26 protein-coding genes are annotated in these 25,263 nt (G+C 70.4%); 14 read left to right on the top strand and 12 right to left on the bottom strand.

Features of this window, described 5'->3' with window-relative positions:
- Positions 1–21 precede the first annotated feature (21 nt).
- From KYX17_RS31240 to KYX17_RS31250, 3 genes are all read left to right on the top strand, one after another.
- Positions 22–315 carry a GNAT family N-acetyltransferase gene (locus tag KYX17_RS31240; RefSeq protein ID WP_243233616.1) on the top strand — a complete coding sequence of 98 codons (294 nt, stop codon included), beginning with the start codon at positions 22–24 and terminating at the stop codon, positions 313–315.
- Positions 316–406: 91 nt separating this feature from the next.
- Positions 407–589 (top strand): hypothetical protein, encoded by a 183-nt coding sequence (locus KYX17_RS31245; RefSeq protein ID WP_243233617.1) that lies wholly within the window; start codon positions 407–409, stop codon positions 587–589.
- Positions 586–813: a hypothetical protein gene (locus KYX17_RS31250; protein ID WP_243233618.1), complete on the top strand. Its 228-nt coding sequence runs from the start codon at positions 586–588 to the stop codon at positions 811–813. Before KYX17_RS31245 ends, KYX17_RS31250 begins: the two co-directional genes overlap by 4 nt.
- Before the next feature lie 3 nt (positions 814–816).
- On the opposite strand, the gene KYX17_RS31255 is transcribed toward KYX17_RS31250, so the two are convergent.
- A complete protein-coding gene (locus KYX17_RS31255) occupies positions 817–1,305 on the bottom strand; it encodes an 8-oxo-dGTP diphosphatase (protein WP_243233619.1) in 489 nt (162 codons plus the stop codon).
- 82 nt (positions 1,306–1,387) lie between these two features.
- Here KYX17_RS31255 and KYX17_RS31260 point away from each other — a divergent pair, with 82 nt between their 5' ends.
- The 4 genes from KYX17_RS31260 to KYX17_RS31275 all read left to right on the top strand — a co-directional run bounded on the left by KYX17_RS31260 (position 1,388) and on the right by KYX17_RS31275 (position 7,260).
- Complete coding sequence (locus tag KYX17_RS31260; protein WP_243233620.1) at positions 1,388–2,548, top strand: exonuclease SbcCD subunit D; 1,161 nt, start codon at positions 1,388–1,390, stop codon at positions 2,546–2,548.
- Complete coding sequence (locus KYX17_RS32415) at positions 2,545–5,502, top strand: AAA family ATPase (protein ID WP_243233622.1); 2,958 nt, start codon at positions 2,545–2,547, stop codon at positions 5,500–5,502. The genes KYX17_RS31260 and KYX17_RS32415 overlap by 4 nt, the downstream gene beginning before the upstream one ends.
- Positions 5,503–5,575: 73 nt before the next feature.
- A complete protein-coding gene (locus KYX17_RS31270) occupies positions 5,576–5,755 on the top strand; it encodes a hypothetical protein (protein WP_243233624.1) in 180 nt (59 codons plus the stop codon).
- 2 nt (positions 5,756–5,757) lie between these two features.
- Positions 5,758–7,260: an MFS transporter gene (locus KYX17_RS31275; RefSeq protein WP_374209012.1), complete on the top strand. Its 1,503-nt coding sequence runs from the start codon at positions 5,758–5,760 to the stop codon at positions 7,258–7,260.
- A gap of 7 nt (positions 7,261–7,267) precedes the next feature.
- Here the strand turns inward: KYX17_RS31275 and KYX17_RS31280 are convergent, their stop codons facing one another.
- From KYX17_RS31280 to KYX17_RS31290, 3 genes are all read right to left on the bottom strand, one after another.
- Positions 7,268–7,825, bottom strand: a complete 558-nt coding sequence (locus KYX17_RS31280) for a nucleoside phosphorylase (protein ID WP_243233626.1) — start codon at positions 7,823–7,825, stop codon at positions 7,268–7,270.
- Positions 7,825–7,968 carry a hypothetical protein gene (locus KYX17_RS31285; protein WP_161594077.1) on the bottom strand — a complete coding sequence of 48 codons (144 nt, stop codon included), beginning with the start codon at positions 7,966–7,968 and terminating at the stop codon, positions 7,825–7,827. Before KYX17_RS31285 ends, KYX17_RS31280 begins: the two co-directional genes overlap by 1 nt.
- Before the next feature lie 70 nt (positions 7,969–8,038).
- Positions 8,039–8,977, bottom strand: coding sequence for an aldo/keto reductase (locus KYX17_RS31290; RefSeq protein ID WP_243233629.1), 939 nt, complete (start codon positions 8,975–8,977; stop codon positions 8,039–8,041).
- Between the two features lie 177 nt (positions 8,978–9,154).
- On the opposite strand from KYX17_RS31290, the gene KYX17_RS31295 reads away from it, so the two are divergent.
- The gene (locus KYX17_RS31295) at positions 9,155–9,733 is read left to right on the top strand and encodes a hypothetical protein (RefSeq protein ID WP_243233630.1); all 579 of its coding nucleotides are present in this window, start codon (positions 9,155–9,157) and stop codon (positions 9,731–9,733) included.
- Between the two features lie 6 nt (positions 9,734–9,739).
- On the opposite strand, the gene KYX17_RS31300 is transcribed toward KYX17_RS31295, so the two are convergent.
- Positions 9,740–11,797 (bottom strand): NAD(+) synthase, encoded by a 2,058-nt coding sequence (locus tag KYX17_RS31300; RefSeq protein WP_243233633.1) that lies wholly within the window; start codon positions 11,795–11,797, stop codon positions 9,740–9,742.
- A 100-nt stretch (positions 11,798–11,897) separates the two neighbouring features.
- On the opposite strand from KYX17_RS31300, the gene KYX17_RS31305 reads away from it, so the two are divergent.
- Both KYX17_RS31305 and KYX17_RS31310 read left to right on the top strand, forming a co-directional pair.
- Positions 11,898–15,452, top strand: a complete 3,555-nt coding sequence (locus KYX17_RS31305) for a bifunctional RecB family nuclease/DEAD/DEAH box helicase (protein WP_243233634.1) — start codon at positions 11,898–11,900, stop codon at positions 15,450–15,452.
- 228 nt (positions 15,453–15,680) lie between these two features.
- Positions 15,681–16,682: a magnesium and cobalt transport protein CorA gene (locus KYX17_RS31310; RefSeq protein WP_243233635.1), complete on the top strand. Its 1,002-nt coding sequence runs from the start codon at positions 15,681–15,683 to the stop codon at positions 16,680–16,682.
- A gap of 7 nt (positions 16,683–16,689) precedes the next feature.
- Here the strand turns inward: KYX17_RS31310 and upp are convergent, their stop codons facing one another.
- Complete coding sequence (gene upp / locus KYX17_RS31315) at positions 16,690–17,322, bottom strand: uracil phosphoribosyltransferase (protein WP_137417940.1); 633 nt, start codon at positions 17,320–17,322, stop codon at positions 16,690–16,692.
- 50 nt (positions 17,323–17,372) lie between these two features.
- On the opposite strand from upp, the gene tadA reads away from it, so the two are divergent.
- Positions 17,373–17,840 (top strand): tRNA adenosine(34) deaminase TadA, encoded by a 468-nt coding sequence (gene tadA, locus KYX17_RS31320; protein ID WP_308220996.1) that lies wholly within the window; start codon positions 17,373–17,375, stop codon positions 17,838–17,840.
- Between the two features lie 17 nt (positions 17,841–17,857).
- Here tadA and KYX17_RS31325 read toward each other — a convergent pair whose 3' ends face one another.
- Together KYX17_RS31325 and KYX17_RS31330 are read right to left on the bottom strand one after the other, a co-directional pair.
- Complete coding sequence (locus KYX17_RS31325) at positions 17,858–18,784, bottom strand: LLM class F420-dependent oxidoreductase (protein ID WP_243233636.1); 927 nt, start codon at positions 18,782–18,784, stop codon at positions 17,858–17,860.
- A gap of 26 nt (positions 18,785–18,810) precedes the next feature.
- Positions 18,811–19,941 carry an alpha/beta hydrolase gene (locus KYX17_RS31330; RefSeq protein ID WP_243233641.1) on the bottom strand — a complete coding sequence of 377 codons (1,131 nt, stop codon included), beginning with the start codon at positions 19,939–19,941 and terminating at the stop codon, positions 18,811–18,813.
- A 90-nt stretch (positions 19,942–20,031) separates the two neighbouring features.
- Here KYX17_RS31330 and proC point away from each other — a divergent pair, with 90 nt between their 5' ends.
- Positions 20,032–20,859 carry a pyrroline-5-carboxylate reductase gene (gene proC, locus KYX17_RS31335; protein ID WP_243233643.1) on the top strand — a complete coding sequence of 276 codons (828 nt, stop codon included), beginning with the start codon at positions 20,032–20,034 and terminating at the stop codon, positions 20,857–20,859.
- A gap of 3 nt (positions 20,860–20,862) precedes the next feature.
- Here proC and KYX17_RS31340 read toward each other — a convergent pair whose 3' ends face one another.
- The 3 genes from KYX17_RS31340 to KYX17_RS31350 all read right to left on the bottom strand — a co-directional run bounded on the left by KYX17_RS31340 (position 20,863) and on the right by KYX17_RS31350 (position 23,929).
- Complete coding sequence (locus KYX17_RS31340; RefSeq protein ID WP_137417935.1) at positions 20,863–21,534, bottom strand: TrkA family potassium uptake protein; 672 nt, start codon at positions 21,532–21,534, stop codon at positions 20,863–20,865.
- Between the two features lie 50 nt (positions 21,535–21,584).
- Positions 21,585–22,388: a response regulator transcription factor gene (locus KYX17_RS31345; protein WP_243233645.1), complete on the bottom strand. Its 804-nt coding sequence runs from the start codon at positions 22,386–22,388 to the stop codon at positions 21,585–21,587.
- 98 nt (positions 22,389–22,486) lie between these two features.
- Complete coding sequence (locus KYX17_RS31350; RefSeq protein ID WP_243233647.1) at positions 22,487–23,929, bottom strand: TrkH family potassium uptake protein; 1,443 nt, start codon at positions 23,927–23,929, stop codon at positions 22,487–22,489.
- Between the two features lie 87 nt (positions 23,930–24,016).
- Here KYX17_RS31350 and KYX17_RS31355 point away from each other — a divergent pair, with 87 nt between their 5' ends.
- On the top strand, positions 24,017–24,421 hold the full coding sequence (locus KYX17_RS31355; protein ID WP_243233648.1) for a helix-turn-helix transcriptional regulator: 405 nt from the start codon (positions 24,017–24,019) through the stop codon (positions 24,419–24,421).
- 2 nt (positions 24,422–24,423) lie between these two features.
- Here KYX17_RS31355 and KYX17_RS31360 read toward each other — a convergent pair whose 3' ends face one another.
- Positions 24,424–24,855: a hypothetical protein gene (locus tag KYX17_RS31360; protein WP_243233649.1), complete on the bottom strand. Its 432-nt coding sequence runs from the start codon at positions 24,853–24,855 to the stop codon at positions 24,424–24,426.
- A gap of 139 nt (positions 24,856–24,994) precedes the next feature.
- On the opposite strand from KYX17_RS31360, the gene KYX17_RS31365 reads away from it, so the two are divergent.
- A complete protein-coding gene (locus KYX17_RS31365) occupies positions 24,995–25,186 on the top strand; it encodes a helix-turn-helix domain-containing protein (RefSeq protein WP_243233651.1) in 192 nt (63 codons plus the stop codon).
- The last annotated feature ends 77 nt before the right edge of the window (positions 25,187–25,263 follow it).

Consider the following 25,263-nt stretch of genomic DNA (forward strand, 5'->3'; position numbering starts at 1 on the left):
CCGACGGCGTAGCCTGGCGGGGTGACCGAGTTCCGCTTCGAAGACCAGACGGATGCGTCCCGTTACGCGCTGTACCTCGGCGACGACCTCGTGAGCGTCCTGGACTACCGCGACGACGGACGAAGCGTCTCGATGACGCGCGCCTTCACCGTGCCCAGCTTCCGCGGCCACGGTTACGCGGGCGAGATCGTCGAGCGGGCGGTGAGCCTGCTCGAGAAGGCGGGCGATCGTCAGATCGTGCCGATGTGCTGGTACGTCGCCGACTGGTTCGCCGCTCATCCCGAGCGTGCGGGCATCCTGCAGCAGCGCGTCTGACCGCTCTACCGTCGCCGTCCACGGGCGTCAATCCCCTGAACCTGCGCCTGCGCGTTCCGGGATGCTGAGACCCGAGGAAAGGGAGTGCGGCATGGACGATCGTGATCTGCCCGAGGGCGTGATCAACGCCGACCCGCCCGGCGGCTGGGAGGGCACCTCCGACGAGGAGGCCGCAGAGCAGAACGAGCGCGCCGAGGCGTCGCCCGAACTGGTGGAGTCCGACGAGCCGTCGCAGGGCGCCGACCCCGACCTGACGAGCGGAGACAGCGAATGAGCACCGGATCGTTCCCCGAGGGCACGCAGGACGAGCCCGTCATGGACCAGCACCTCGCCACGCGACAGGACAAGGTCGACGGGATCATCGCCCAGACGCGTGTCGATGTCAGGGGTCTGCCTCTCGAACGCGTCGCGGAGGTGCTGCGTCAGCGGTTCGCGGACGCAGCCATCGAGACCGATGACGACGAGCTCACGCGCCTCGCGGAGCAGGTCAACGCCTGATCCTCACGCGGCGGGCGTTCCCGGCATCTCGGCCACGACCGTCGCGAGGTCGTCCCCGAACGTGTAGCCGCCGTACGCCGTGCCGCCGCGAAGCACCGCGGGTAGCCACCGGCGAGCGTCGTCCCACATCCGGTCGTACGGCACCTGGTCGAGGCCGAACCAGGCCGGCACGATCTCGTCCGTCTCGACGGGCTCCGCCACCGTTGCTCGGTAGACGAAGACGTGCGAGCGCTGCGACCAGCTGTCGCGTGAGGGGAATCGGTAGACGAGTCGGCCCACCGGCTCCAGGAGCGCGGGGTCAATCTCGAGCCCTGTCTCTTCCCGCACCTCCCGCACGGCCGCGTCGACGACGCTCTCGCCCGGTTCGGTGTTGCCGCCGATGCCCACGACACGACCCAGTCCCGTGCCCGTGCGCTTGTAGCCGAGCAGCACCTGCGCATCCTGCGCATGACCGCGCAGGATGTAGACGACGCAGACGTCGCGGATGGCCATGTCCGTCACCTTACGGCGGCAATGTTTCGGAACTGTGGCGAGCATCCGACGCCGTGTCCGAGGCCGACCGTACCGTGAACACATGCGGATCCTGCACACCTCCGACTGGCACATCGGGCGTACCTTCCACGGCTACACCACGATCGACGCCCTGCGCGGTGTGCTGGCCGAGATGGTGTCGATCGTGCGAGACGAATCGGTCGACCTCGTCATCGTGGCCGGCGATGTCTTCGACTCGGCAGCCCCTGCGCCCGAGTGCTACACGGTGCTGACAGACGCCCTCGTCGGGCTGCGCGAGGCCGGGGCGCAGGTGATCGTCACCAGCGGCAACCACGACTCGGCCGCACGCCTCGGGTTCCAGGCCCGGCTGCTGCGCGACGGCATCCACGTTCTCACCGATCCCACCCGCCTCGCCGCGCCCATCACGGTGCACGACGCGCACGGCCCCGTGCACGTCTACGGCATCCCCTACCTCGCCCCCGCGCAGGTACGTCATCTGTGGCCGGAGGCCGAGCTGCGCACCCAGGCGCAGACCCTTCAGCACGCGATGGATCTGGTGCGCGCCGACCGCGGTGAGCGCGGGGGCCGCTCCGTCGTCATCTCACACTGCTTCGCGGCGGGGATCGAGGCAACGCCGGGGCTCGAACGCGAGATCCGGCAGGGCTCCCTCGATGTCGTGCCGCTGTCGGTGTTCGACGGGCCCGACTACGTCGCGCTCGGCCACATCCACGGGCGTCAGCAGCTCAGCGACCGGGTGCGCTACGCCGGGGCGCCGCTGCACTACGGCTTCGGCGAGAAGGGGCGCCGCCGGGGCGTCTGGATCGTCGACCTCGACGAGACGGGGCTCGCGTCGGTCGCCTGGCGCGATGTGAGCATCCCGCGCCGTCTCGAGGTGCTGCGTGCGCCGCTCGACGACCTGCTCACCGATCCGCGCTTCGCCGACGCCGAGTCGTCATGGGTGAGCGCCGAGTACACCGACGCGCTGCCGCAGCGCGACGTCATGCGTCGGCTGCAGCAGCGGTTCCCGTTCTGCGCGAACGTGGCGCACGTCCCCGACCGCGCGGATGTCGGAGTTCTCGCCAGCTACGCGCAGCGCGTCCGTCAGGCACGCAGCGACCGCGAGCTCATCGACGCGTTCCTCGGGCACGTCCGCGAGGGCGAAGCCGCATCGCCCGCCGAAGCGGAGCTGCTGCGCACCACGCTCGCCGAGAAGCAGGACGCCCTCGCCGAGGCCGGGGCGTGAGGCTTCACCGGCTCGAACTGGCGGGTTTCGGTCCGTTCCGCGATCGGCAGATCGTCGACTTCGACGCGTTCGCCGACGACGGCATCTTCCTCATCACCGGCCGCACGGGCGCCGGGAAGTCGAGCGTTCTCGACGGTGTCGCATTCGCGCTCTACGGCAACGTCCCGCGTTACGACGGTCCCGACAAGCGTCTGCGCAGCGACCATGCGTCGCCCGACGACCCCACCGAGGTGAGCCTCGAGTTCACGGTGGGCGAGGTGCGCTGGAGGGTCGTCCGCTCGCCCGAGTATGCGCGCCCGAAGCTGCGCGGCGGCGGGATGACGACAGAGCCCGCGCGCGCCGAGCTGTTCGAACTCGTCGACGAGGCCTGGATCGGTCGCGCCTCCCGACCGCGGGATGTCGCCGAGATCCTCGATCGGGTGCTGGGGCTCAATCTGCAGCAGTTCCAACAGGTCATCCTGCTCGCGCAGAACAAGTTCTCCCGTTTCCTGCTGGCACGAAACGACGAGCGCCAGGCACTGCTGCGCACCCTGTTCGGCACTCGACGCTACGAGGACTACGCCCGCGAGCTCGACGACCGGCGGCGCGAGACGCAGCAGAAGCTGAGTGAGCGAGGCGTGCACGCCGAGGCGCTGCTGACCGAAGCCGAACTGCTGATCGACGACGAGACCGAGCTTCCCGCATCCGACGATCTCGCCGCGCGGCGAGAGGCGGTGCGCACCGCGGCAGAGCGGGCGCGCTACCGGGTCGAAACGGCAGAGATCGCGCGGGCGAAGGCCGACGAGGTGTGGACCGCGGCCGCCGCCGACCTCGCGCTGCGCGAGCGCCAGCTTCAGGCGCAACGCGCCCGCGACGAGGCGGATGCCCGGCTCGCGGCGCTCGAGTCCGAGGCCGACAGCGTCGCGCAAGCACGCCTCGAACGTGATCGCGCGGTCGCCGCCGAGGCGCTGCGCGGTGCCATCGAACGTGCCGCCCGGACGGGCCTCGCCGCCCGGGCCGCCGAGACCGAGGCCGCGGCAGCCGATGAAGAGTGGCTCGCTGCCGGTGAGGACCCGGACGCGGATCTCGACACGGCCGAGGAAGAGCTGACGGGCGAGCTCGCCCGGGTCGACGCCGCGGCCGAGAACGAGCGTCAACTCGAGAGGCTGGATGCGGAGCTCGTGCTCGCACACGGTGCCCTCGCGGATGCCGGGGAGGCGCTGCGACGCCTGACCGCCGAGACGACCGAAGCGCCGGTCCGCCGCGAGGCTCTGCTCGCCGCCCGCGCCGAAGCCGCCGCCCAGGCAAGCCGGATCGTCGAGGGGGAGAGGGCCGTCGAGGCCGCTCGGCTCCGGCAGGAGGCGGGCAAGCGGGCATCGGATGCGGACGCACGACTCACCGCCGCCGAGGCCGCCTACACCGCCGCGCTCGACGCGTCGGCTGCGGCATCCGCGGCGCTCGCGCGCCTGATGCGTCGACGCGTCGCGGAGCGTGCGGGCGAACTCGCGGCGGCACTGGTGCCAGGCGAGCCCTGTGCCGTCTGCGGTTCGACCGAGCACCCGCATCCCGCGCCGCGCGCCCACGACGCCGTGACCGACGAGACGATCGCCGAAGCCGAAGCGACTGTCGTGCGAGCGCGCGCAGAGGAGACACGTGCGGCGGACGAGGCCCGTGGTCTGCGCGACGAGCTCACCGACGCTCGCTCCGTGGCGGGAGGCGCCGACGCCGAAGAGCTCGACCGGGCGCTCGCCGACGCGCAGGAGGCGTTGCAGCGGGCCCGTGACGCCGAGGCGCGTCTCGATGTGATCGAACGCGACCTCGCACTGATCGACACGCAGCAGGTCGAACTCGCCGCGGCGGTCGAGAGCGCGACGGCCGAGGAACGGGAAGCAGCGACGCGCGTCACCGCGCTGGCGGCGCGCCGGGAGGAGATCGCGCAGACCGTCGAGCGCGCGCGCGAGGAGTTCGAGAGCGTGGCCGACCGCCGCGCGGCGCTCATCGCACGACGAGAGCGCGCACGTCGTCGGCGCAGCGCGCGGGCGGCGCTCGGCATCGCCCAGGAAGCGGCGGATGTCGCGGTGGCCGAGGTCGCCGAGGGAGCCGAGCGGGCAGGATTCGCCGACCCGTTGGACGCTGCCGATGCCCTGCGCTCGCGCACCGACACGGCGGCGCTCGTCGACCGGGTCCAGACGCACGAGCGCGATCTCGCGCTGGTACGAGCGCGCCTGCTCGAACTGCAGCTCGAGCTGGCCGGCGTGCCGGAGGCGCCCGTCGAGGTCGGTCTGGCGCGGCAGAAGGCCGACGAGGCGGACCGGGCGCGCGGGCACGCGATCGCGGAACTCAGCCGGGCCCAATCGACGGCGGATCGGCTGTCCGATCTCGTCGTGCGCATCGACGACGCCTACGCGTCGGTGGCCGAACTCGCCCACGAGACGGCAGTGGTCACGCGTCTGGCCGACACCCTGCTCGGGCGCGCACCGAACACGCGGCGCATGACCCTCGAGACGTTCGTGCTGGCCGCTGAGCTGGAGGAGATCGTGATCGCGGCCAACGTACGACTGGCTGAGATGTCGGCGGGCCGGTACAGCCTCCACCACTCGGATGCGCTGGCCGCTCGCGGCGCCGCATCCGGACTCGGGATCGAGGTCATGGACGCGTTCACCGGCCAGCTGCGCCCGCCGCAGTCGCTCTCGGGCGGCGAGACGTTCCTCGCATCGCTGTCACTCGCGTTGGGGTTGGCCGAGGTCGTCACCGCTCGCGCCGGCGGGATGCGGCTCGACACGCTCTTCATCGACGAGGGGTTCGGGTCGCTCGACGCCGAGACGCTCGAACTCGCGATGAGCGTCCTCGACGAGCTCCGCGCGGGGGGTCGGACGGTGGGAGTGATCAGCCACGTCGAGGCGATGAAGGACCAGTTGCCCGCTCAGCTGACGATCGAGGCGACGCCGCAGGGACCGAGCGTCATCCGGCAGTGATGACGACGATCGACGAATCGTCGTGCGACGCAAGCCGGGACCCCGAGTCGGCACGCGCGCCTAAGGTGGAGGGGTGAGCAAGAACACCCTGTGGACGGTGCTGGCCGTCATCGCATCGATCGTGATCGGCTGGTTCCTCGTCAACCTGCTCTTCTCGGTGATCGCCTTCGTCTTCAAGCTCGTCATCGTCGCCGCCGTCGCGCTCGTCGTCTTCCTCGTGCTGCGCTCGGCCCTCAGCCGCAGCGGGGACTGAGCGTGGCGGCCGACGGCGCATCCGAGGCGCACCCGGTCACGACCGACATCCCGCTGAGCTCCGCCGCGCGCTGGCGCGCCTTCTGGGTGTGCGTCGCCGTCGCCGGTCTCACGATCCTCGATCTGTCCAAGGTCAATGTGGCGTTGCCCTCGATCGAGACGGCCTTCTCCGCCGGCGCGACCGAGCTGCAGCTCATCGTCTCCGGCTACGTGCTCACCTTCGGGCTGTTCCTCGTGCCGATGGGACGCATCGGCGACCAGCGCTCCCGCCGTGCCCTGTTCCTGATCGGGCTCACGCTGTTCACCGCCATGAGCGTGGTCTGCGCGCTCGCGCCGAACTCCACGGTGCTCCTGGTTGCACGCCTCCTGCAGGGCGCGGCCGCCGGCATCCAGATGCCGCAGGTGCTCGGTCTCATCCAGCAGCTCTTCCAGGGCAAGGAGCGCGGCCGCGCGTTCGGGCTGTTCGGCGCCACGATCGGTGTGGCGACCGCGTTCGGACCGACGCTCGGCGGTCTGCTCATCGCCGTGGGCGGCGCTCAGGACGGGTGGCGGTGGATCTTCTGGATGAACCTGCCGCTCGGGCTGATCGCCATCCTGCTGGCGGCGCTCCTCCTCCCGGCCACCCGCACCCGCTCGCACCGCAAGCTCGCCCTCGACCCGGTCGGCGTGCTCCTGTTCGCCCTCACGGTGATCTCGCTCATGTGGCCGTTCCTGTTCACCACGGGGGCGCCCGGGGACGACCCGCGACGGTGGTGGCTGCTCGTGCTGTTCGTGCTCTTCGCCGCCGCGTTCGTGGCGTGGGAGCAGCGCTACACCCGCATCGGCAAGCAGCCGCTCATCCCGCTGAAGCTCTTCCGGATCGGCTCGTACCGCAACGGCACGCTCCTGCAGACGACGTACTTCGCCGCCGTGCCGTCGATGTTCCTCATGACCACGCTCTATCTGCAGAGCGGTCTGCACATCGAACCCGTCTTCGCGGGAATGGTCACGATCGGATTCGCGCTCGCGAGCGCCGTCTCCTCCTACATCGGAGGGTCGCTCGTCGTGCGGTTCGGCAGGCCCGTCGTCGTCGTGGGGCTCGGCGTGATGCTGGCCTGCGTCGCGGGCCTGGTCGCCACCGCGCTCTACGTGCCCGACGCCGTCACGCCGTTCGTCATGGCCGGCGCGATGCTTCTCGGAGGCATCGGCGGCGGCCTCGTGGTCTCGCCCAACCAGACCCTCACCCTCGCCGATATCCCCGTGCGCGAGGGCGGGCTCGCGGGCTCGGTCGGCCAGCTCGGCCAGCGGATCGGCACGGCGGTGGGCACGGCGGTGGCGCTCGCGCTCTTCTACGCGACGGTCTATCGCGAAGACGGCGCCACCGCGGACGACGCGGTGGTGTTCCACGACGCGTACGGATTCGGGATGGTGACTGTCGCGCTGTTCCTCGCGGTGGCGTTCGTCATCGCCGTGGCAGACCTCGGCGCCAGGCGTCGCTCCCAGAAGGTGGCCGACGCCGCATCCTGATCCGGGATCAGACCCCGTAGTCGGAGCGGATGCGCTCGCGCAGGGTGTGGCTGCAGGCGGTCACGGCCGCGTCCCAGTCGGTCATCGCATCGTCCTGGGCATTGTCGGAGACCGCCTTGAGCACACGGATCGCCACACCGAACTCGGCGGCGACCCAGAAGTACGCGTACGTCTCCATGTCGACGAGGCCGGCGCCCAGCGACCGGATGAGCTTCACGGTCTCGGCGTCGTCGACGAACGAATCGCCCGTCGCGATGACGACACCCTCACGATCGTGACCGACCCTCGCGGGGAGCGAGAGGTGCTGACCGACGACGCCGTCGGGGTCTGTCACGTCGTGCTGGATCGCGCCGGCGATCTCGTGCAGGTCGCCCTGCAGCAGCGGATCGATGCAGCCGGCGGTGCCGACGACGACGATCTCCTCGTAGTCGGCGGCGCTGAGCGCGCGCGTGAGGTTGACGGCGGCCGGCAGCTTGCCGGGCCCGGTGATGAGCCGGTCGAAGCCCTCGAGCTCTGCGGGGAAGGCGACGACTTCGCTCTCGAGCGCCGCGACGAGCAGGCGCATCAGTTGCCGCCTCCGCTGACGATGCCGATGATCCCCGAGATGAGGAAGAAGAGGCCGACGCCGGCGACGGCGATCCAGATGCCGATGCGGGTGGCGGAGGGCTTGCCCTGGTCGTCGCTGGGACCGGAACCGAAAAGACTCACCCTGCGAGCGTAGACGAGCCCGCGACGATCGTGGTCGTCGCGGGCTCGTCCGGCGTGCTCAGGAGGCGGGTTACCAGGCGGAGAGGCGGTCGAGCTCCGCGATCTGCTCGCTGGTCAGCACGACGCCGACGCTCGTGAGCAGGTCGGGGACCTGCGATGCGCGGGAGGCGCTCGCGATGGGGGCCACGACAGTGGGCCGCTGGCGGAGCCAGGCCAATGCCGTCGCTGCGATCGACGCGCCGTGCTCGGCGCCGATGCGCTCGAGGGCGTCGATGATCGCGAGCCCCTGCGGCGTCGCGTACTTGGCGGCGCCCTCCGCGCGCGGGGAACCCGCACCCGCCGCATCCGCCGACCGGTACTTGCCCGTCAGGAATCCCGAGGCCAGTCCGTAGTAGGGCACGAGCGCGAGGTCGAACTCCTCGGCGACGGGGATGATGTGCTCCTCCACGTCGTTGCGGTGCACGAGGTTGTAGTGCGGCTGCACGGCGATCGGGAGCGGCCCGCCGGCCGCCTGCGCGAGCTCGATCCACTCGCGGATGCGGTCGCCCGAGTAGTTGGAGACGGCGGTGTAGCGGATGAGGCCGTCGTTGACCAGGTCGGTGAACGCGGCGACGGTCTCCTCGAGAGGCGTCCCCGGATCGTCGAAGTGGGCGTAGTAGAGGTCGATCGTGTCGACGCCGAGTCGCTTCAGCGACGCCTCCGCGGCCGCACGGATGTTCTTCGCGGACAGGCCGCGGAACTCCGGGTGCTGGCTCACCTTGGTAGCGATGACGATGTCGCGGGGCTTGCGCGCGGCCAACCACTCGCCGATGAGCGTCTCGCTCTCACCTCCGCTGTTGCCCGGCACCCACGCGCTGTAGGCGTCGGCGGTGTCGATGAAGTTGCCGCCGCCGTCGTGGAACGTGTCGAGGATCTCGAAGGAGGCGTCGCGGTCGGCCGTCCAGCCGAACACATTGCCGCCGAGAGAGAGGCCGAAGACGTCGAGGTCGCTGCGTCCGATGCGGGTCATGATGTCCTTTCGTCGCTGCTGCGCACGTCCAGTGTGCGCGCACTCCCTATGGACAAGACGGGGATACCGCCGTCCATTCCCATTACTTCCGGGATCGGCCGATCGCCGCGTGGCGGGCCCGGGCTAGGGTCGAAGACAGGGCGCAGACGGCTGTGCCCGCGATCTCGGGAGGCAGCGATGGAATCGGTCGTTCTCGACACCCCGGCGGGAATCGACGCTCGACTCGGGTGGGACCCCTCGGTCACCGCGCACGACCGCAAACGTCTGCTCGCCCGGGCGATCATCGGTGCGCGACTCGGCGTCGACCCGGCCTCCGTGCGCATCGAACGCGAAGCGCCCACGACGTTCGGCCACCACACGCGCCTGATCGCCTCGCTCGACGGCGAGGAGCTCGACCTGGTCGTGACGGTCGCCGAGTACCGCGCGGCCAACGTCGTCGCGGTCAGTGAACCCGGCGTCCGCGTGGGCATCGACCTGCGCGACCTGCACCCCGACACGCACACCCGCGCCGTGATGCGGGCGCAGAGCCAGATGTGGGAGGGCGCGACCGATCTCGACCTGCTCACCCACTGGAGCCGCGCGCAGGCGGTGCTGGCCGCGGACGGGCGCGGGCCGCGCCTGTCGGCCACTGCCGTGAAGCTCGACCAGGGCGGCCACCGCGGGTGGGTGCGGGATCGGCCGACGAGCTACACGATCCAGGATCTGTCCCGGAATGCCTTCGTGATCACGCTCGCCTGGGCTCCCGAAGAGGACTGATCCGCCTCAGGCCTCGAGGGCCGCGTCCAGCTCGTTGAGCCACGTGGCGGCGTTCCCGTCGCTCGGTGCCCGCCAGTCCCCGCGCGGCGACAGCGATCCCGCAGGGGAGACTTTCGGGCCGTTGGGGATCGCGGTGCGCTTGAACTGCGCGAAGCCGAAGTAGCGCGTGAGGAAGACCCGCAGCCACTGCACGATCGTCTCGCGGTCGTAGGCGTAGCGCTCGTCGTCGGGGAAGCCCGCCGGCCAGAGCCCGGCCTCCGCGTCGGCGAAGGCGACTTCGGCGAGATACGCGATCTTGGACGGCCGCATCCCGAACCGCAGGATGTGGAACAGCGTGAAGTCGTGGAGGGCGTACGGGCCGATGGTGTCCTCGGTCGACTGCACCTTGCCGTCCTCGCCGGCGGGGACGAGCTCAGGGCTGATCTCGGTGTCCAGGACCGCCTGCAGCACGGTGGCCGTGCGCTCGTCGATCCCGACGCCGTCGGCGATGACCCAGCGGATGAGGTGCTGAATGAGCGTCTTGGGGACGCCGGCGTTGACGGCGTAGTGGCTCATCTGATCGCCGACGCCGTACGTGGCCCAGCCGAGCGCCAGCTCGGACAGGTCCGAGGTTCCGATCACGATGCCGCCGTGGCGGTTCGCGAGCCGGAACAGCAGGTCGGTGCGGACCCCCGCCTGGACGTTCTCGTAGGTGACGTCGTAGAGAGGCTCGCCGTCCGCGGCCGGGTGGCCGATCCCGCGCAGGATCTCGGTGGCGGCGGGACGGATGTCGATCGTCTCGATCGTTGCACCGATCGCCTCGGCGAGCTCGATCGCGTTCGACTTGGTGCCGTCGCCGGTTGCGAAGCCGGGCATCGTGTACGCGAGGATCTCGCTGCGCGGGCGCCCCATCCGATCCATCGCGCGGGCGACGACCAGGAGCGCGTGGGTGGAGTCGAGCCCTCCCGAGACGCCGATGACGGGGCGCGGGGAGCCGATCGCCCGCATCCGCTGCTCGAGTCCGGAGACCTGGATGCTGAAGGCCTCGTAGCAGTCCTGCGCGAGGCGCGCGGGGTCGGCCGGCACGAACGGGAACCGTGCGACGGGCCGACGCAGCCCCGTGAGGTCGGCGGGCGGGTCCAGGCGGAAGTGGATCGTGCGGAATGCTCCCACGCGCTCGGCGAGGGAGCGGCGGTTGTCGTCGAAGGTGCCCTGGCGCAGGCGGTCCTGGCGCAGGCGGTCCAGATCGACGTCGGCGACGCTGCGGCGCGCCGCGTCCGGGAACCGATCCGTCTCGACGAGCAGCTGGCCGCCCTCGTAGATCATGGTCTGGCCGTCCCAGGAGACATCGTTCGTCGACTCGCCCTGACCCGCCGCGGCGTAGGCGTAGGCGGCAAGGCAACGCAGCGACTGGGACTGCGAGAGCAGCTTGCGGTCGTCGGCACGGGCGATCGTGATCGGGCTGCCGCTGAGGTTCAGCAGCACCGTGGCACCCGCGAGGGCGGCCTCGGACGAAGGCGGCACGGGAACCCACATGTCCTCGCAGACCTCGGCGTGCACGACGAGCCCGTCGACATCCAGCGCCTCGAACAGCAGGTCGGGCCCGAAGGGTGCGTAGCGATCGCCGACGCGGATGTCGCCACCGCGCTGGTCGTCGCCTGGGGCGTACCAGCGGCGCTCGTAGAACTCGCGGTAGGTCGGCAGCATCGACTTCGGGGCGACGCCGAGGATCTCGCCGCGGTGGATGACGACCGCGCAGTTGTACAGCCGGTTGCCGTGGACGAGCGGTGCGCCGACGACCAGGACGGGGCGCAGATCCACGGATGCGGCCACGAGCCGCTCGATGGCCACCACCACAGCATCCAGCAGCGGGTCCTGCAGGACGAGATCCTCGATCGCGTAGCCGCTCAGGCTCAGCTCGGGAAAGAGTGCGACCGCGACGCCGTCGTCGTGGCAGGCACGTGCCTGGGCGAGCACGGCCTCCGCGTTCGTCGCGGGATCGGCCACGCTGACCGGGATCGTGACGGCGGCGACGCGGGCGAAGCCGTGGCGGTAGGGGTTCGTGAAGGGCAGGTGCGTGCTCACGGGTCCAGTCTGGCACCCGTGCGGGGGCGCGGAACGGGGTTGCGTCACCGGGAGGCGCTGTCGGGGGCCGCAACTAGGGTCGATGAAGGAAAGGGAGCGAATGCGATACATCGAGCCTGCGGGGTCCGACAGTGGGCGCGTGGTGTGGAGCGCGAGCGACCTCAAGGCCGCGGCGGAGTGCGAGTTCGCGTGGTTACGCCAGCTCGATGCGCGGCTGGGTCGCATCCCCGCCGTCATCGAACCCGAAGACCTCATGCTCGAGCGGGCCGCGCGACTCGGCACGCGGCACGAGCTGGCCGTGCTGCAGCGCTATCGCGACGAGTTCGGCGATGCGGTCGTCGAGATCCCCGAGACGCGTTCGGGCGATGAGGCGGCGATGACGGACGCGGTCGCCGCGACCGTCTCCGCCCTCGCCGATCCGGGCGCCCACGTCGTCTACCAGGCGGCGTTCCGAACCGACGAGTTCGTCGGCTTCGCCGACTTCCTGGTGCGCACAGACGACGGCGCGTGGATCGTGCAGGACACCAAACTCGCCCGCCACGCGCGCGTGACGGCCTTGATGCAGCTGGCGGCATACGTCGATCAGCTGGATGCGGCGGGCGTGGCCCGTGCCGATCGCGTGGAGCTGCTGCTGGGCGACGGCTCGGTCAGCACCCATCGGGTGCGCGACCTCATGCCGGTGTACCGGCAGCGTCGTGCACGACTGCGTGCGCTGATCGCCGACCGCGACCTCGCCGCGGGTGCCGCCGACGCGCCGCTCGCGTGGGGAGACACCCGCGGGGCGCTGCGTGTCGTGGCGTGCGGGCGCTGTGCGACGTGCGAGACGGAGGTGGCAGCGCACCGCGACCTGCTGCTCGTCGCCGGGATGCGCCCCGTGCAGCGTGAGCGTCTGCGCGCCGCCGGCATCACGACGATCGACGAGCTGGCGGCAGCGGCGGGGGCGCCGGAGCGCATGAGCGACGAGGTCTTCACGTCGCTGCGGACGCAGGCCCGCCTCCAGTTGGAGAGTCCGGCGGGCGTTCCCGGACCCGACGGCACGGTGCCGGTCGACGCCGTGCCCCGCTACGAGGTCGTGCTGCCGCAGGCGCTCGCCGCCTTGCCGCGACGCGATGCGGGCGATCTTTTCTTCGATTTCGAGGGCGACCCGCTGTACACCGAGGGCGGCGGCGACTGGGGGATCGACTACCTCTTCGGATGGATCGATCCCGAGCAGCAGTACTCGGCGCTGTGGGCGCATTCGTTCGCCGACGAGAAGGCGGCGCTCGAGACGTTCATCGACTTCGTCGATCTGCGTCGGCGCGCCCATCCGGGCATGCACATCTACCACTACGCGCCCTACGAGCCGACGCACCTGCTGGCGATGGCCGCGCGCCACGGCACCCGCGAGGCCGAGGTCGATCGTCTGTTGCGCGACGGCGTCTTCGTCGACCTGTATCCGATCGTCCGCCGGGCGCTGCGGGTCGGGTCCCGGTCGTACTCCATCAAGAAGCTCGAGCCGCTGTACATGGGGGCCCAGCGCCGTACGAGCGGCGTGCAGCGCGGCGACGACTCGATCGTGCGATACGTCGAGGCGCGCACGCTGCTCGAGGCGGGGCAGGACGACCAGGCTCAGGCCGTGCTCGACGATCTGGCCGAGTACAACCGCGACGACTGCGTCTCGACGCTGCGCCTGCGCGACTGGCTCGTCGACCGTGCACGCGAGGCCCGGCTCTTCCCGTCGGCCGATCCCGTCGTGGGCGAGGCCGTCTACGAGCCGTCCTTCCGCTCCGTCGCTCTTCAGCGCCGTGCGGCCGTCACCGACGACGAAGCGGATGCGGCCGCCCTCCGCCTCGGCGCCGCGGCGATCGACTACTACCCGCGCGAGGCGAAGACCTTCTGGGCCTCGCACTTCCTCCGGCTCCGCGAGCCGGTGTCGCTGTGGGAGGACACCCGCGACGTCGTCGTGCTCGACGGTACGCGCACGCGTGTCGTCGACGACTGGCAGCCGGGTCAGGGGCGTCAGCGTGCGCTGCGTCGCCGCCTCGAGCTCCGGGGGGATCCCGCGCCGGGCACTCGGCTGAGCGTCGGCACCCAGCCCTTCCTCGTGTACGCGACCCCGGCGCCCTTCGGCGAGGCTTCCCCGCGGTGGATCCATGCGGCGCGTGCGGTGCGCATCGTCGAGGCGCTCGATGACGGCGCCGTCGTGGAAGAGCTCGCCGCCGACGGCGAGACCTGGTCGGATCTGCCGATCGCCCTCGCGCCCGCGGCTCCCCCCGCAGCAGGCAATCAGCAGGCGGCGATCGACGCCTGGGCGGACGCGCTGATCGACGCCGATCCGCACTTCCCGCTGGACGCGGCCACCGACATCCTGCGTCGCGTCGCTCCGCGTACCACGACGGACGCGCTCACACCCTCGGCCGGCGACGACGTCGCCGCCATCGTCCGCAGCGTCGTCGACCTCGATGACAGCTATCTGGCGGTGCAGGGCCCTCCCGGTACGGGCAAGACCTACGTCGGCTCCCACGTGGTCGCACGCCTCGTGGCCGAGCGCGGCTTCCGGGTGGGTGTCGTCGCGCAGTCGCACGCCGTCGTGGAACACATGCTGGATCGGATCGTTTCCGCGGGGCTCCCCGCGAACCTCGTTGGCAAGGCGCTGAAAGATCCGAGCCAGGCGGATGCCGTGTCGTTCACGGTGTTCGAGAAGAATGCACTTGCGGCGTTCACCGCGGACCGGCCGGGCGGCTTCGTCGTCGGTGGAACCGCGTGGGACTTCAGCCACGCCGGCCGCGTTCCGCGCCGCAGTCTCGATCTGCTCGTCATCGACGAGGCCGGCCAGTTCTCCCTCGCCTCCACGATCGCCGTGTCGCGGGCAGCGCGCCGTCTGCTGCTGCTGGGCGACCCGCAGCAGCTGCCGCAGGTCAGCCAGGGCACGCATCCCGAGCCCGTCGACGAGTCGGCGCTGGGGTGGGTCATGGATGGGCAGGCGGTACTGCCCGCATCCCACGGCTACTTCCTCTCGCACACATGGCGGATGCACCCGGCGCTCGCGAGTGCCGTGTCGGAGCTCTCCTACGACGGCGAGCTCGCCTCCGCCCCGGTGACGGCCACTCGCTCGCTCGACGGCGTCGAGCCGGGCGTGCACCCGGTGCCGGTGGTGCACACGGGCAACGCGGTCGCCTCTCCCGAGGAGGCTGCGGAGGTCGTGCGCATCGTCCGCGACTCGATCGGCCGCACCTGGACGTGCGATGACGACGGCCAGGCGGTCGCGCGGCCGCTCACCGCCGCAGACATCATCGTCGTGACGCCCTATAACGGTCAGCAGGTCGAGGTGGAGAGCGCGCTGGAGGCGGCGGGGCTCACCGGCATCCGGGTGGGGACCGTGGACAAGTTCCAGGGGCAGGAGGCGGTCGTCGCGATCGTGTCGCTCGCCGCGTCCTCGGGCCGCGAGGCCCCGCGCGGGCTCGAGTTCCTGCTGCTGCAGAACCGACTGAATGTCGCCGCGTCCCGGGCGCAGTTCGCCGCATACGTCGTCTTCTCACCCGATCTGCTCGACGACCTGCCGCGTACCCCCGAGGGCGTGGCGCGGCTGAGCGCGTTCGCCCGGCTGGTCGGCGAGGACGAGCGGTCACCGGCCCCGGCGACAGGGATGCGAACCGGTCACCCGAGAGAGGTATGATCGCCCGGGCCCGCTGAGCGGGCGGAGCGCGCGCACGTCCCGCGCACGAGAGAGAGCTCACCCGAGAAGACCGAGAGGCGGTGATGGCCATGGCCGGCGATAGTTCGTGCGCCACGGCGCACACCGCCGCGTCCCTCCGGTAGAGACGGGATCCGGTGGCCGCGCCCTGGCGGAGAGCGCAACCACATCCTCTGGCGCCGTGTCGCGCCCGCAACACCGGAGAACCTCATGACCCTGATCGACAACGCCATCTACGTCCAGGGACACCGCGTGGAGACCCCGCGCAGCCTCGACGAGACATACGAACTCCTCGACGCCCACGACGGCTTCGCCTGGATCGGGATGTATCGGCCCGGGCCGGCAGAACTCGCGAGCGTCGCGGGCGAGTTCGGTCTGCACCCTCTGGCCGTCGAGGACGCCCTCCAGGGGCACCAGCGCTCCAAGGTGGAACGGTACGGCGACACCCTGTTCGTGGTGCTGCGTCCGGCCCACTACGACGACGAGCTCGAGCACGTCGACTTCGGCGAGCTTCACCTGTTCGTGGGCCCCCGCTTCGTGGTGACCATCCGTCACGCGGAGTCGCCGAACCTCGCGGCCGTCCGGCAGCGGCTCGAGCACCAGCCGGAGCTGCTGGAGCTGGGTCCGGAGGCCGTGCTCTACGCGATCCTCGACCGTGTGGTCGACGAGTACGAGCCCGTCGTCGCCGGTATCGAGAACGACATCGACGAGATCGAGGATCAGCTCTTCGGTGACAGCGACGACGACGCGCTCTCACGCCGCATCTACGAGCTCTTCGGTGAGGTCATCAGCTTCGGGCGTGCCGTGCAGCCGATGGCCGGGATGCTGGAGTGGCTGCGTCGCGGCTACGAGAAGTACGACGTCGACCTCGAGGTGCAGCGCAACCTCCGTGACGTGCTCGACCACGTCATCCGCATCGCGGACCGCATCGACGGGTTCCGTGCGCTGCTCGACAAGGCGCTGACGGTGCACTCCGCTCTCGTCGCCCGCCGGCAGACCGAGGCCAACCTCGCGCAGAACGACGAGATCAAGAAGATCTCGTCGTGGGCGGCGATCATCTTCGCGCCCGGACTCATCGCGGGTATCTACGGCATGAACTTCGAGAACATGCCCGAGCTGCACTGGGAGTACGGCTACCCCCTCGCCGTCGGCGGCATGGGGGTGTTCGCGGTCGCCCTGTGGGTGATCTTCCGGAAGAAGAAGTGGCTCTGAGCGGGGGTCAGACCGTGCCGTACAGGCGGTCGCCGGCGTCGCCGAGACCGGGCACGATGTAGCCCTTCTCGTTCAGGCGTTCGTCGAGAGCGCCGAGCACGAGGGTGACGTCGCGATCGCCGACGAGCTCCTCGATCTTGGCGACGCCCTCCGGCGCGCCGAGGATGCAGATCGCGGTGACGTCCTGCGCGCCGCGGGCGAAGAGGAAGTCGATCGCCGCGCCCAGCGATCCGCCGGTGGCGAGCATCGGGTCGAGCACGAAGCACTGGCGGTCGCTGAGGTCGTCGGGCAGACGCTCCGCGTACGTGTACGGCTGCAGGGTCTCCTCGTTGCGCGCCATGCCGAGGAAGCCGATCTCGGCCGTGGGCAGCAGCTTCACCATGCCGTCGAGCATGCCGAGACCGGCGCGCAGGATCGGGACGACCAGGGGGCGCGGTTCGGAGATCCGCACGCCCGTCGTCGAGGTGACCGGCGTCTCGATCTCGAGCTCTTCGACCCGCACGTTGCGCGTCGCCTCGTATGCGAGCAGGGTCAGCAGCTCTTCCGTGAGCTGACGGAACACCGGGGAGGGGGTGTTCTTGTCGCGCAGCACCGTGAGCTTGTGCGTGATGAGCGGGTGGTCGGCGACGTGCAGGCGCATGGGTCCAGATTACGTCACGCGGATGCGGGCCGCGGAGCTAGTCTGGCCGGGTGAATCTGCCCACCCGACCCGCGGACGAGGCCGCCATGGCGCGTGCGCTGGAGCTGGCGCAGCACGCCTCGGCGGACGGTGACGTCCCCGTCGGCGCAGTGGTTCTCGATGCCGATGGTCGCACGATCGCCGAGGGACGCAACGAGCGCGAGCTGACGGGGGACCCCACGGGCCACGCCGAGGTCGTCGCGTTGCGGCGGGCGGCCGCATCCACGGGGTCCTGGAACCTCAGCGGCTGCACGCTCGTGGTGACGCTCGAGCCATGCGTCATGTGCGCGGGCGCGATCCTGCAGGCACGCATCGACCGCGTCGTGTTCGCCGCGTGGGACGACAAAGCGGGAGCCGCGGGATCCATGTACGACCTGCTGCGCGATCGCCGGCTGCCCTATCGCGTCGAGGTCATCGGCGGAGTGGCCGAGCAGGCGGCATCCGCGCAGTTGCAGGCGTTCTTCACAGCCCGCCGCTGAAGCGATCTCGCACCGCACTACGGCAGGTGGGGGAGCGCCTCGGTGCCGAGCAGCTCGAGGTGCTCGAGGTCGCGCATGTCCATGAGCTGGAAGTAGACGCGATCGGCGCCGAGGGCCTGCAGCCGCTCGACCCGCTCGAGCACGGCGGCCGGCTCGCCGATGATGTTGGCTCCGTTGTCGAAGCTCGCCGCATCCGTCCCGATGGCGGCCGCGCGTCGTTCACGCTCGGCGGCGGTGCGTCCGACGATGGTCGGCAGTGCCACCGAGAGCTTGAGGCTCCCGGGATCGCGTCCGATGCTCTCGCAGGCGACTCGCACGGTGCGGAACTTCTCCGCGATCACCTCATCGGTCGCGAACCCGATGTTGAACTCGCTCGCGAAGCGCGCCGCGATGGCAGGCGTGCGCCGCGGCCCGCCGCCGCCCACGATGACCGGCACGCGCTCCTGCACCGGCTTCGGGAGCGCCGGGCTCTCATCGAGCCGGTAGTGCTCGCCGTGGAAGGAGAACGTCTCGCCGACAGGGGTCTGCCACATCCCGGTGAGGATCTCCAACTGCTCCTCGAGCAGCCCGAAGCGCTTCTCGGGGAACGGGATGCCGTACGCGGCATGCTCCTGGGCGAACCAGCCGGTTCCGAGTCCCAGCTCCGCCCGGCCGTCGCTCATGTCGTCGACCTGCGCGACCTGGACGGCGAGGACGCCCGGCACGCGGTAGGTGACGGAAGACACGAGCGTGCCGAGCCGGATGCGGGAGGTCTCGCGCGCCAGACCCGCGAGGGTCGTCCAAGCGTCCGTGGGCCCGGGCAGCGGATCGCCGGGGGCCATCCGCAGATAGTGGTCGGAGCGGAAGAACCCGTCGAAGCCGAGCGCTTCCGCGCGCTGCGCGAATGCCAGCTGGTCGCGGTAGCCGAACCCCTCTTGCGGTTCCGTGAAGACGCAATACTCCATGGAGTCAGTCTGCCCCGTGACGGTTCTCAGTCCGAGGACTTCAGCACGATCGTCTCGGTGGGAGGAGCCGGATTCGGGGCGTGCCCGATGTATCCGATGACCTCCAACAGCGCCTGCCGCACAGCGGCGGGACGCTCGAGGTGAACGAGGTGGCCGGCGCCCTCGACGATGAGCTCGCGCACGTCCGCCCCGGTCGCGGCGTCCGCATCCAGCACGGCACGCGTCTGCGAGACCATCGGCTGGGACGGCGCCTCATCCGCACCCGGCCAGTCGGGCAGGATGCCGAGCGAGCCGAGGTGGGCCGGGTCCAGGAACGAGGCGTCCGAGACGATCGCATCGAGTTCGCCGTGGATCCACAGGACCGGGGTGCGCGCACCGAGGTGCGCGAGCGCGGACTGGTCGAAGTGGGTGGGGGCGAGTGCGTTGAGCACCCCCAGATCGCCGGGGGCTGCTCCGGGCCAGTTCGGGCTCGTCACGGTATCGCCCGGGTAGTTGCCGCCGGCGGTGGAGGTGGAGAGCATCGCGTCGACCCAGACGTCTTCGCGCGCGCTCCGATACGCCTCCGAGACGAACTCGGCGCGGAAGACGCTCCGCGGCGACGCGGGCGATTCGTCGCTCTTGTCGCGGGCGGTCAGCCGACGCACGAACTCCGCGTTCGCGGTCGCGGCCCCGGTTCCGGCGCCGTCGTCGGTGAGGCGGGTGCCATCGAGGCGGGTGCCGCCCAGGCCGTAGGGGGAGAAGGGGGCCTGCAGCGTCAGCGACAGGACGCCGTGGCCGTCGAGTGCGTACTGCGCCGCGATCGATGCGCCGAGGTCGGTGCCGACGAGGTGCGCCGCACGGATCTCGAGGGCGTCCAGGACGGCGCGCAGGTCGTCGGCGAAATCGCCGAGTCCGCGGGTGGCATCGACCGGCAGGGACTCCGTGCCGCCGAATCCGCGCAGATCGATCGCCACGACGCGCAGGTCGCTCGGGAGCTCCTCCATGAACTCCTGCCAGATCAGCGACGACGACAGCAGCCCGTGCAGGAGCACCACAGTGCGCTCGGCGGGGGTGTCGCTACGGTCGCCGTCGCGCAGCAGGACGCGCGCGGAGATACGTGCAGTGTCCACCTGTCGGGCGGTGATGCCGTCGAACAGGGGGCTGGTGGGTTCGATCATGGACGCCTCCAGGAGGGGGCACATCGCGGCCCCGGCCGTTCCGATGATAGTCGGGGCACCTGAAGTCGCCCCGGGTCGTAGGGTGGAAAAATGAGTCAGCTCCCCCCTCTCGCGATCCTCGGCGCCGGCTCCATGGGCGGCGCGATCGCCCAGGGAGTCGCAGCCTCCGGGCGTGCCGGCGAGGTCGTCGTCACCAATCGCAGCCGCGCCAAGGCCGACCTGCTGACACACCCCGGCATCCGCTCGCTCGCGCTCGAGCACGACGCGGCCGCGAACGTGGCCGCGGCCGCATCCGCCGAGGTCGTACTGATCGGCGTCAAGCCCGGCATGGTCCCGGATCTGCTCGCCGAGATCGGCCCGCACCTGCGCCCGGGCACGATCGTGGTGAGCCTCGCGGCGGGCGTGACGATCGCCACGTTCGAGCGGATTCTCGGTCCGGATGCGGTCGTCGTCCGCTCCATGCCCAACACGCCGGCCGTGGTCGGCAAGGCCGTCACGGGTGTCGCTGCAGGCTCGCTCGCGGACGAGCGCGTGATGGGCGTCGTGCGGGCGGTGTTCGAGACCGTGGGCGCCGTCGTGGAGGTGGCGGAGGAGCAGATCGACGCCTTGTCGACCATCTCCGGCTCCGGGCCCGCCTACGTGTTCCTGCTCATCGAGAAGCTCACCGAGGCCGCGGTGGAGAAGGGCTTCGACGCCGCGACGGCGCGGCTGATGGCGGAGCACACCTTCATCGGCGCCGCGGCGCTGCTCGATGCCACCGGCGAAGACCCGGCGGAGCTGCGTCGGCGTGTCACGAGCCCGAAGGGCACGACAGAACGTGCGGTCGCGGTGCTGCAGGACGCCCACCTCGAACGGGTGTTCGCCGAGGCGACCGATGCCGCCCTCGAGCGCGCGAAGGAGCTCGCCGCCGGCGGTTGAGGCTCAGCGGTCGAGGGAGGCGAAGCGCTCGATGTCGCTGTTGGTTCCCGAGACGATGATGAGGTCGTGGTTGGTGACGACCGTGTTCGCCTCGGCGTAGCGGAACGGCTTGCCGGGGCTCTTCACGCCGACGACCGTCACCTTGTACTTGGTGCGAACGCCCGACTCGTTGAGACCGACGCCGCGGATGAAGCGCGGCGGGTACATCTTCGCGAGCACGAAGTCGTCGTCGAAGCGGATGAAGTCCAGCATCCGACCGCTCACGAGGTGCGCGACCCGCTCGCCGGCCTCGCGCTCGGGGTAGATGACGTGGTTGGCGCCGACGCGGGCAAGGATCTTGCCGTGAGACTGCGAGACGGCCTTCGCCCAGATCTGCGGGACCTTCAGGTCGACGAGGTTCGCGGTGATGAGCACGGACGCCTCGATGGACGAGCCGACGGCCACGACCGCTACCTGGAAGTCCGCGGCCCCCACCTGCGTGAGCGCCTCGATGTTGCGGGCATCCGCCTGCACCGTGTGGGTGACCCGCTCCGACCACTTCTGCACCAGATCGAGGTTGTCGTCGATCGCCAGCACCTCGCGATCCAGGCGGTCGAGCTCGCCCGCACAGGCGGCGCCGAAGCGACCGAGGCCGATCACGAGCACAGGGGCGTCGTTGCGGAGCTTCTCAACCATGGGCAACAGATTACGGCGATCGCTCCGCTCCCATCGACCGTGATCTCGATTCAGATCGCCCCGGGCCGGATGACACCTCGCTCGTAGGCGTAGACGATCAGCTCGCTCCGCGAGGTCAGCCCGAGCTTTGAGAGTGCGGCGCTGAGGTGCGACTTCACCGTGGCTTCGGAGACCACGAGCTGTGCGGCCACGGCACTGTTGGAGAGCCCGCGGGCGACCAGGCGGAACACCTCGCGCTCGCGCGCCGAGAGACCTTCGAGGCCCTCGTGGCGAATGTCGCCAGCCGCGGGTTGCGGCACCGACGCGCGTCTGTCGCGGCGGCGTCCCGCACGCCAGAGCGCCGCGGTCGCGGCGAGGACCAGTGCGGACCACCAACCCATGTGCTGCGCCGCCTCTACTGAGGGCCAGGACTTGCCGTGGATCGTCCCCTCCACGCCGGAGAACGACAGTGCGGGCACGGTCAGGAGCGCGACGACGACGAGAGCTCCGGTGAGCAGGGCGCCCAGGAGCAGGCGGCGTCGTTCGACGATGCGTGACGCCACCACGTATGTGACGGGAAGCAGCAGCAGGTACGCCGTCCATCCCGTCTGGCTGAAGCGTGCCGGCCAGAAGAAGAGCTGGGCGGCGAGGATGAGGCTGATCAGCGTCAGGCTCCACGCCGGGCGCCACCGGGTCAGCGCGAGCGCGAGGGCGAGGCCGATCGCGCACAGCAGTGCGTACGGGCTCGTTGTGAACGTCTCATCGCGCATCGGAACGGCAGAGGTGAGAAGCCGGGGGCTCTCCACTGCGAGCCACGCGCCGAACGCCACGGCGGCGACGATCGGCATGAGCAGGTGCGCAAGCAGCTTCGTCATGCCCTCACGGTAGGCGACGGCGCGCGCGTGAAGACGGCGATCGGGGCGGTTTCGATCCTTCGTCGGGGCGGTTCATCCGAAATGATGAGCCGCGCCGTTCAGCCGACGATGGGGCGCTCGACCGGCAGTGAATAGAGCTGGGAGCGGGAGGATGCGGCCACCGCGGCCGCCAGGGTCACGGTGCCGACACGACCCATGAACATCGTGGCCGCCAGGACGTATACCGCCGGGTCCGGCAGGTCGCTGGTGAGTCCCGTCGACAGCCCGACCGTAGCGAAGCCGGACACGACATCGAACAGGACCTTGTCCACATCCGCCTTCGTGATCTGCGCGATGGTGACCGTGGAGATCGCGACGATCGTCGCGCCCCACGCCACGACCGAGAGAGCGACGCGCTGCACGTCGCTCGGGATGCGGCGGCCGAACGCCTGCACCGACGGGCGTCCCTTGGCCTCCGACCAGACGCTGAGCGCGAGCACCGCGAGCGTCGTGACCTTGATGCCGCCCGCCGTCGACGCCGACCCGCCGCCCACGAACATGAGCATGGAGCCGACCAGCAGCGAGGAGCCGTGCAGATCGCCGATCTCGACCACGGAGAAGCCGCCTGAGCGGGTCATCGCCGACAGGAAGAAGGACTGGAAAGTCGTATCCCACGCATCCATCCCGCCGAAGGTCAGGGGGTTGTCGTATTCCAGACTCACGAAGACGACGGCGCCGGCGAAGAAGAGGATGACGGTCGTGATGAGGGTGAGCTTCGTGTGCAGCGACCAGTGGCGCACGTGCCACTGGTGCCGCCACAGGGTGAAGATCACCGGGAAGCCGATGGACCCGAGGAACACGCCGATCATCAGCACCGTCATGAACAGGTAGTCGTGCGAGAACGGTGCGAGACCGTCGGCGTTGGGGGTGAAGCCGGTGTTCGTGAACGACATCGCGGCGAAGTAGGGCGCCTCCCACAGCGCCGTGATCGGGTCCACTCCGCCGGCGAGCAGCGACGGGTACAGCAGGACGGCGAGCCCCGCCTCGATGACGAGCGTGGAGAGGGCGACGGTGCGAAGAAGCGCACCGACCTCGCCGAGGCGCACGGTCTGTCCCTCGTTGACGGGGCCGCCGTGCACGCGCATGGGATTGCTGTCGCCGGCAGCGATGAGCTTCGCGCGCAGTCCCAGCCTGCGCGAGATGATGAGCCCGAGGATCGAGGCGAGGGTCAGCACACCCAGCGCACCGACGTTGACGCCGATGTAGATGACGACCTGCCCCAGCGGTGACCAATGCGATCCCATGTTGACCGTCGACAGACCCGTGACGCAGATCGTGGACACGGCGGTGAACAGGGCGTCCGCGAGCGGGGTGACCCGGCCGTCCGCCGCCATCGCGGGCAGCGACAGGAGCGCCGTGAACAGCAGGATGAGGGCGGAGAAGATCAGAACCGCGAAGCGCGCCGGCGACGAGGTCGTGAAGGTCTTGGCCGCGTCGCTGATGCGCTCCCACAGGGCGCTGAGCCGACGCCGCGTCGCAGAGCTCGCCGAGTCGGACGTCATCCGTGGGACCCTTCGGAGATGCGGAGCGGTCAGCGACCGGAACGCGTGTCATGGTACTCCGCTCGGAGCCCGACTAACCTAAGGCGCATGGCGGACATCTTCGGCGTGATCGCGGACGCGACCCGGCGCGACATCCTGCGTCTTCTGCTGGATCGTTCGGCATCCGGCGAAGACGGCACGAGCGTCTCGCACATCGTGAGCGAGCTGGGGGTTAGCCAGCCGACGGTGTCGAAGCACCTCAAGGTGCTCCGTGAGAGCGACCTCGTCTCGGTGCGCGAAGAGGGACAGCACCGCTACTACAGCTTGTCGCGCGAACCTCTCGACGAGATCGACGCGTGGCTCATGCCCTTCCTCACGGAGGACGAGGATGCCACGGCCGCGTTCGTCTCGACGCTGCCGGAGCCGGCCGCGAACGCGGCTGCAGCCGTCGGTCGCGCGGCCGCATCCGTCAACCGCGCGGTGGCGGCCGCGTTCGGCAAGCGCGGTCGCTGAGCTCAGGACCCGCTGCCGGAATCCTCGTCGGGGCTCGTCGAGTCCTCGTCCGGTCGGGTCGGCATCGTGCCGTCCTGCTGAGGGCCACCCGGACCGCCTTGACCGAACTCCGGGCGCTCGCCGTCGCCCGCCGATCCGCCCGGACCGAACCCGCCGTCCTGGAACTGAGAAGTCGAAGCGGTCCCCGACAGCGCCCAACCGGTCGCGATCCCACCGCCGAAGCTGGCGCCGAGGGCAAGCACGGCGCCGGCGGCGATGGCGCCGATCACGAGACCGCGCGGCCGCCGGGGCTGCGCCCGAGTCGGCGTTGCCTCCGGCGCCGTAGGGGGCATGTGGGAGGCGGCGGCATCCGCGGCGGCCATCGTGGGAGGCGCGGGTGCGGCTACCGGTACGGCCGGGGAAGGGGTCGTGGGGGTGGGGTCGTCCGTGGTCATGAGAAGAGGTTCTCGTGCACGATGAGGCGTTCCGTCGGTGCCGACTATGTCGTCGCTATGCGCGTCACACGCGTCACCCCGGTTTACACGCGTCTCTGTATCGCCCTAGAGTGTGCTGAACCGCGGGGGAGGATGGGACATGGCTGAGCTGCCCGATGTGCGCTTTCTCACCGTCGCCGAAGTCGCGCAGATCATGCGCGTATCGAAGATGACGGTGTACCGCCTCGTGCACGCGGGTGAACTGCCCGCGGTGCGCTTCGGGCGCAGCTATCGGGTGCCCGAATCCGCCGTCTCAGAGGCCGTGCAGCGGCCGATCGCCGACGTCGGCTAGACTTATCCGAGGCATTTTTTCGGTGCCTCGTTCCCGGGAGCAGGTCATCCTGCGCCCAGACCGCCAACCAGTGAGGT

Source organism: Microbacterium sp. CIAB417 (genome assembly GCF_022788845.1).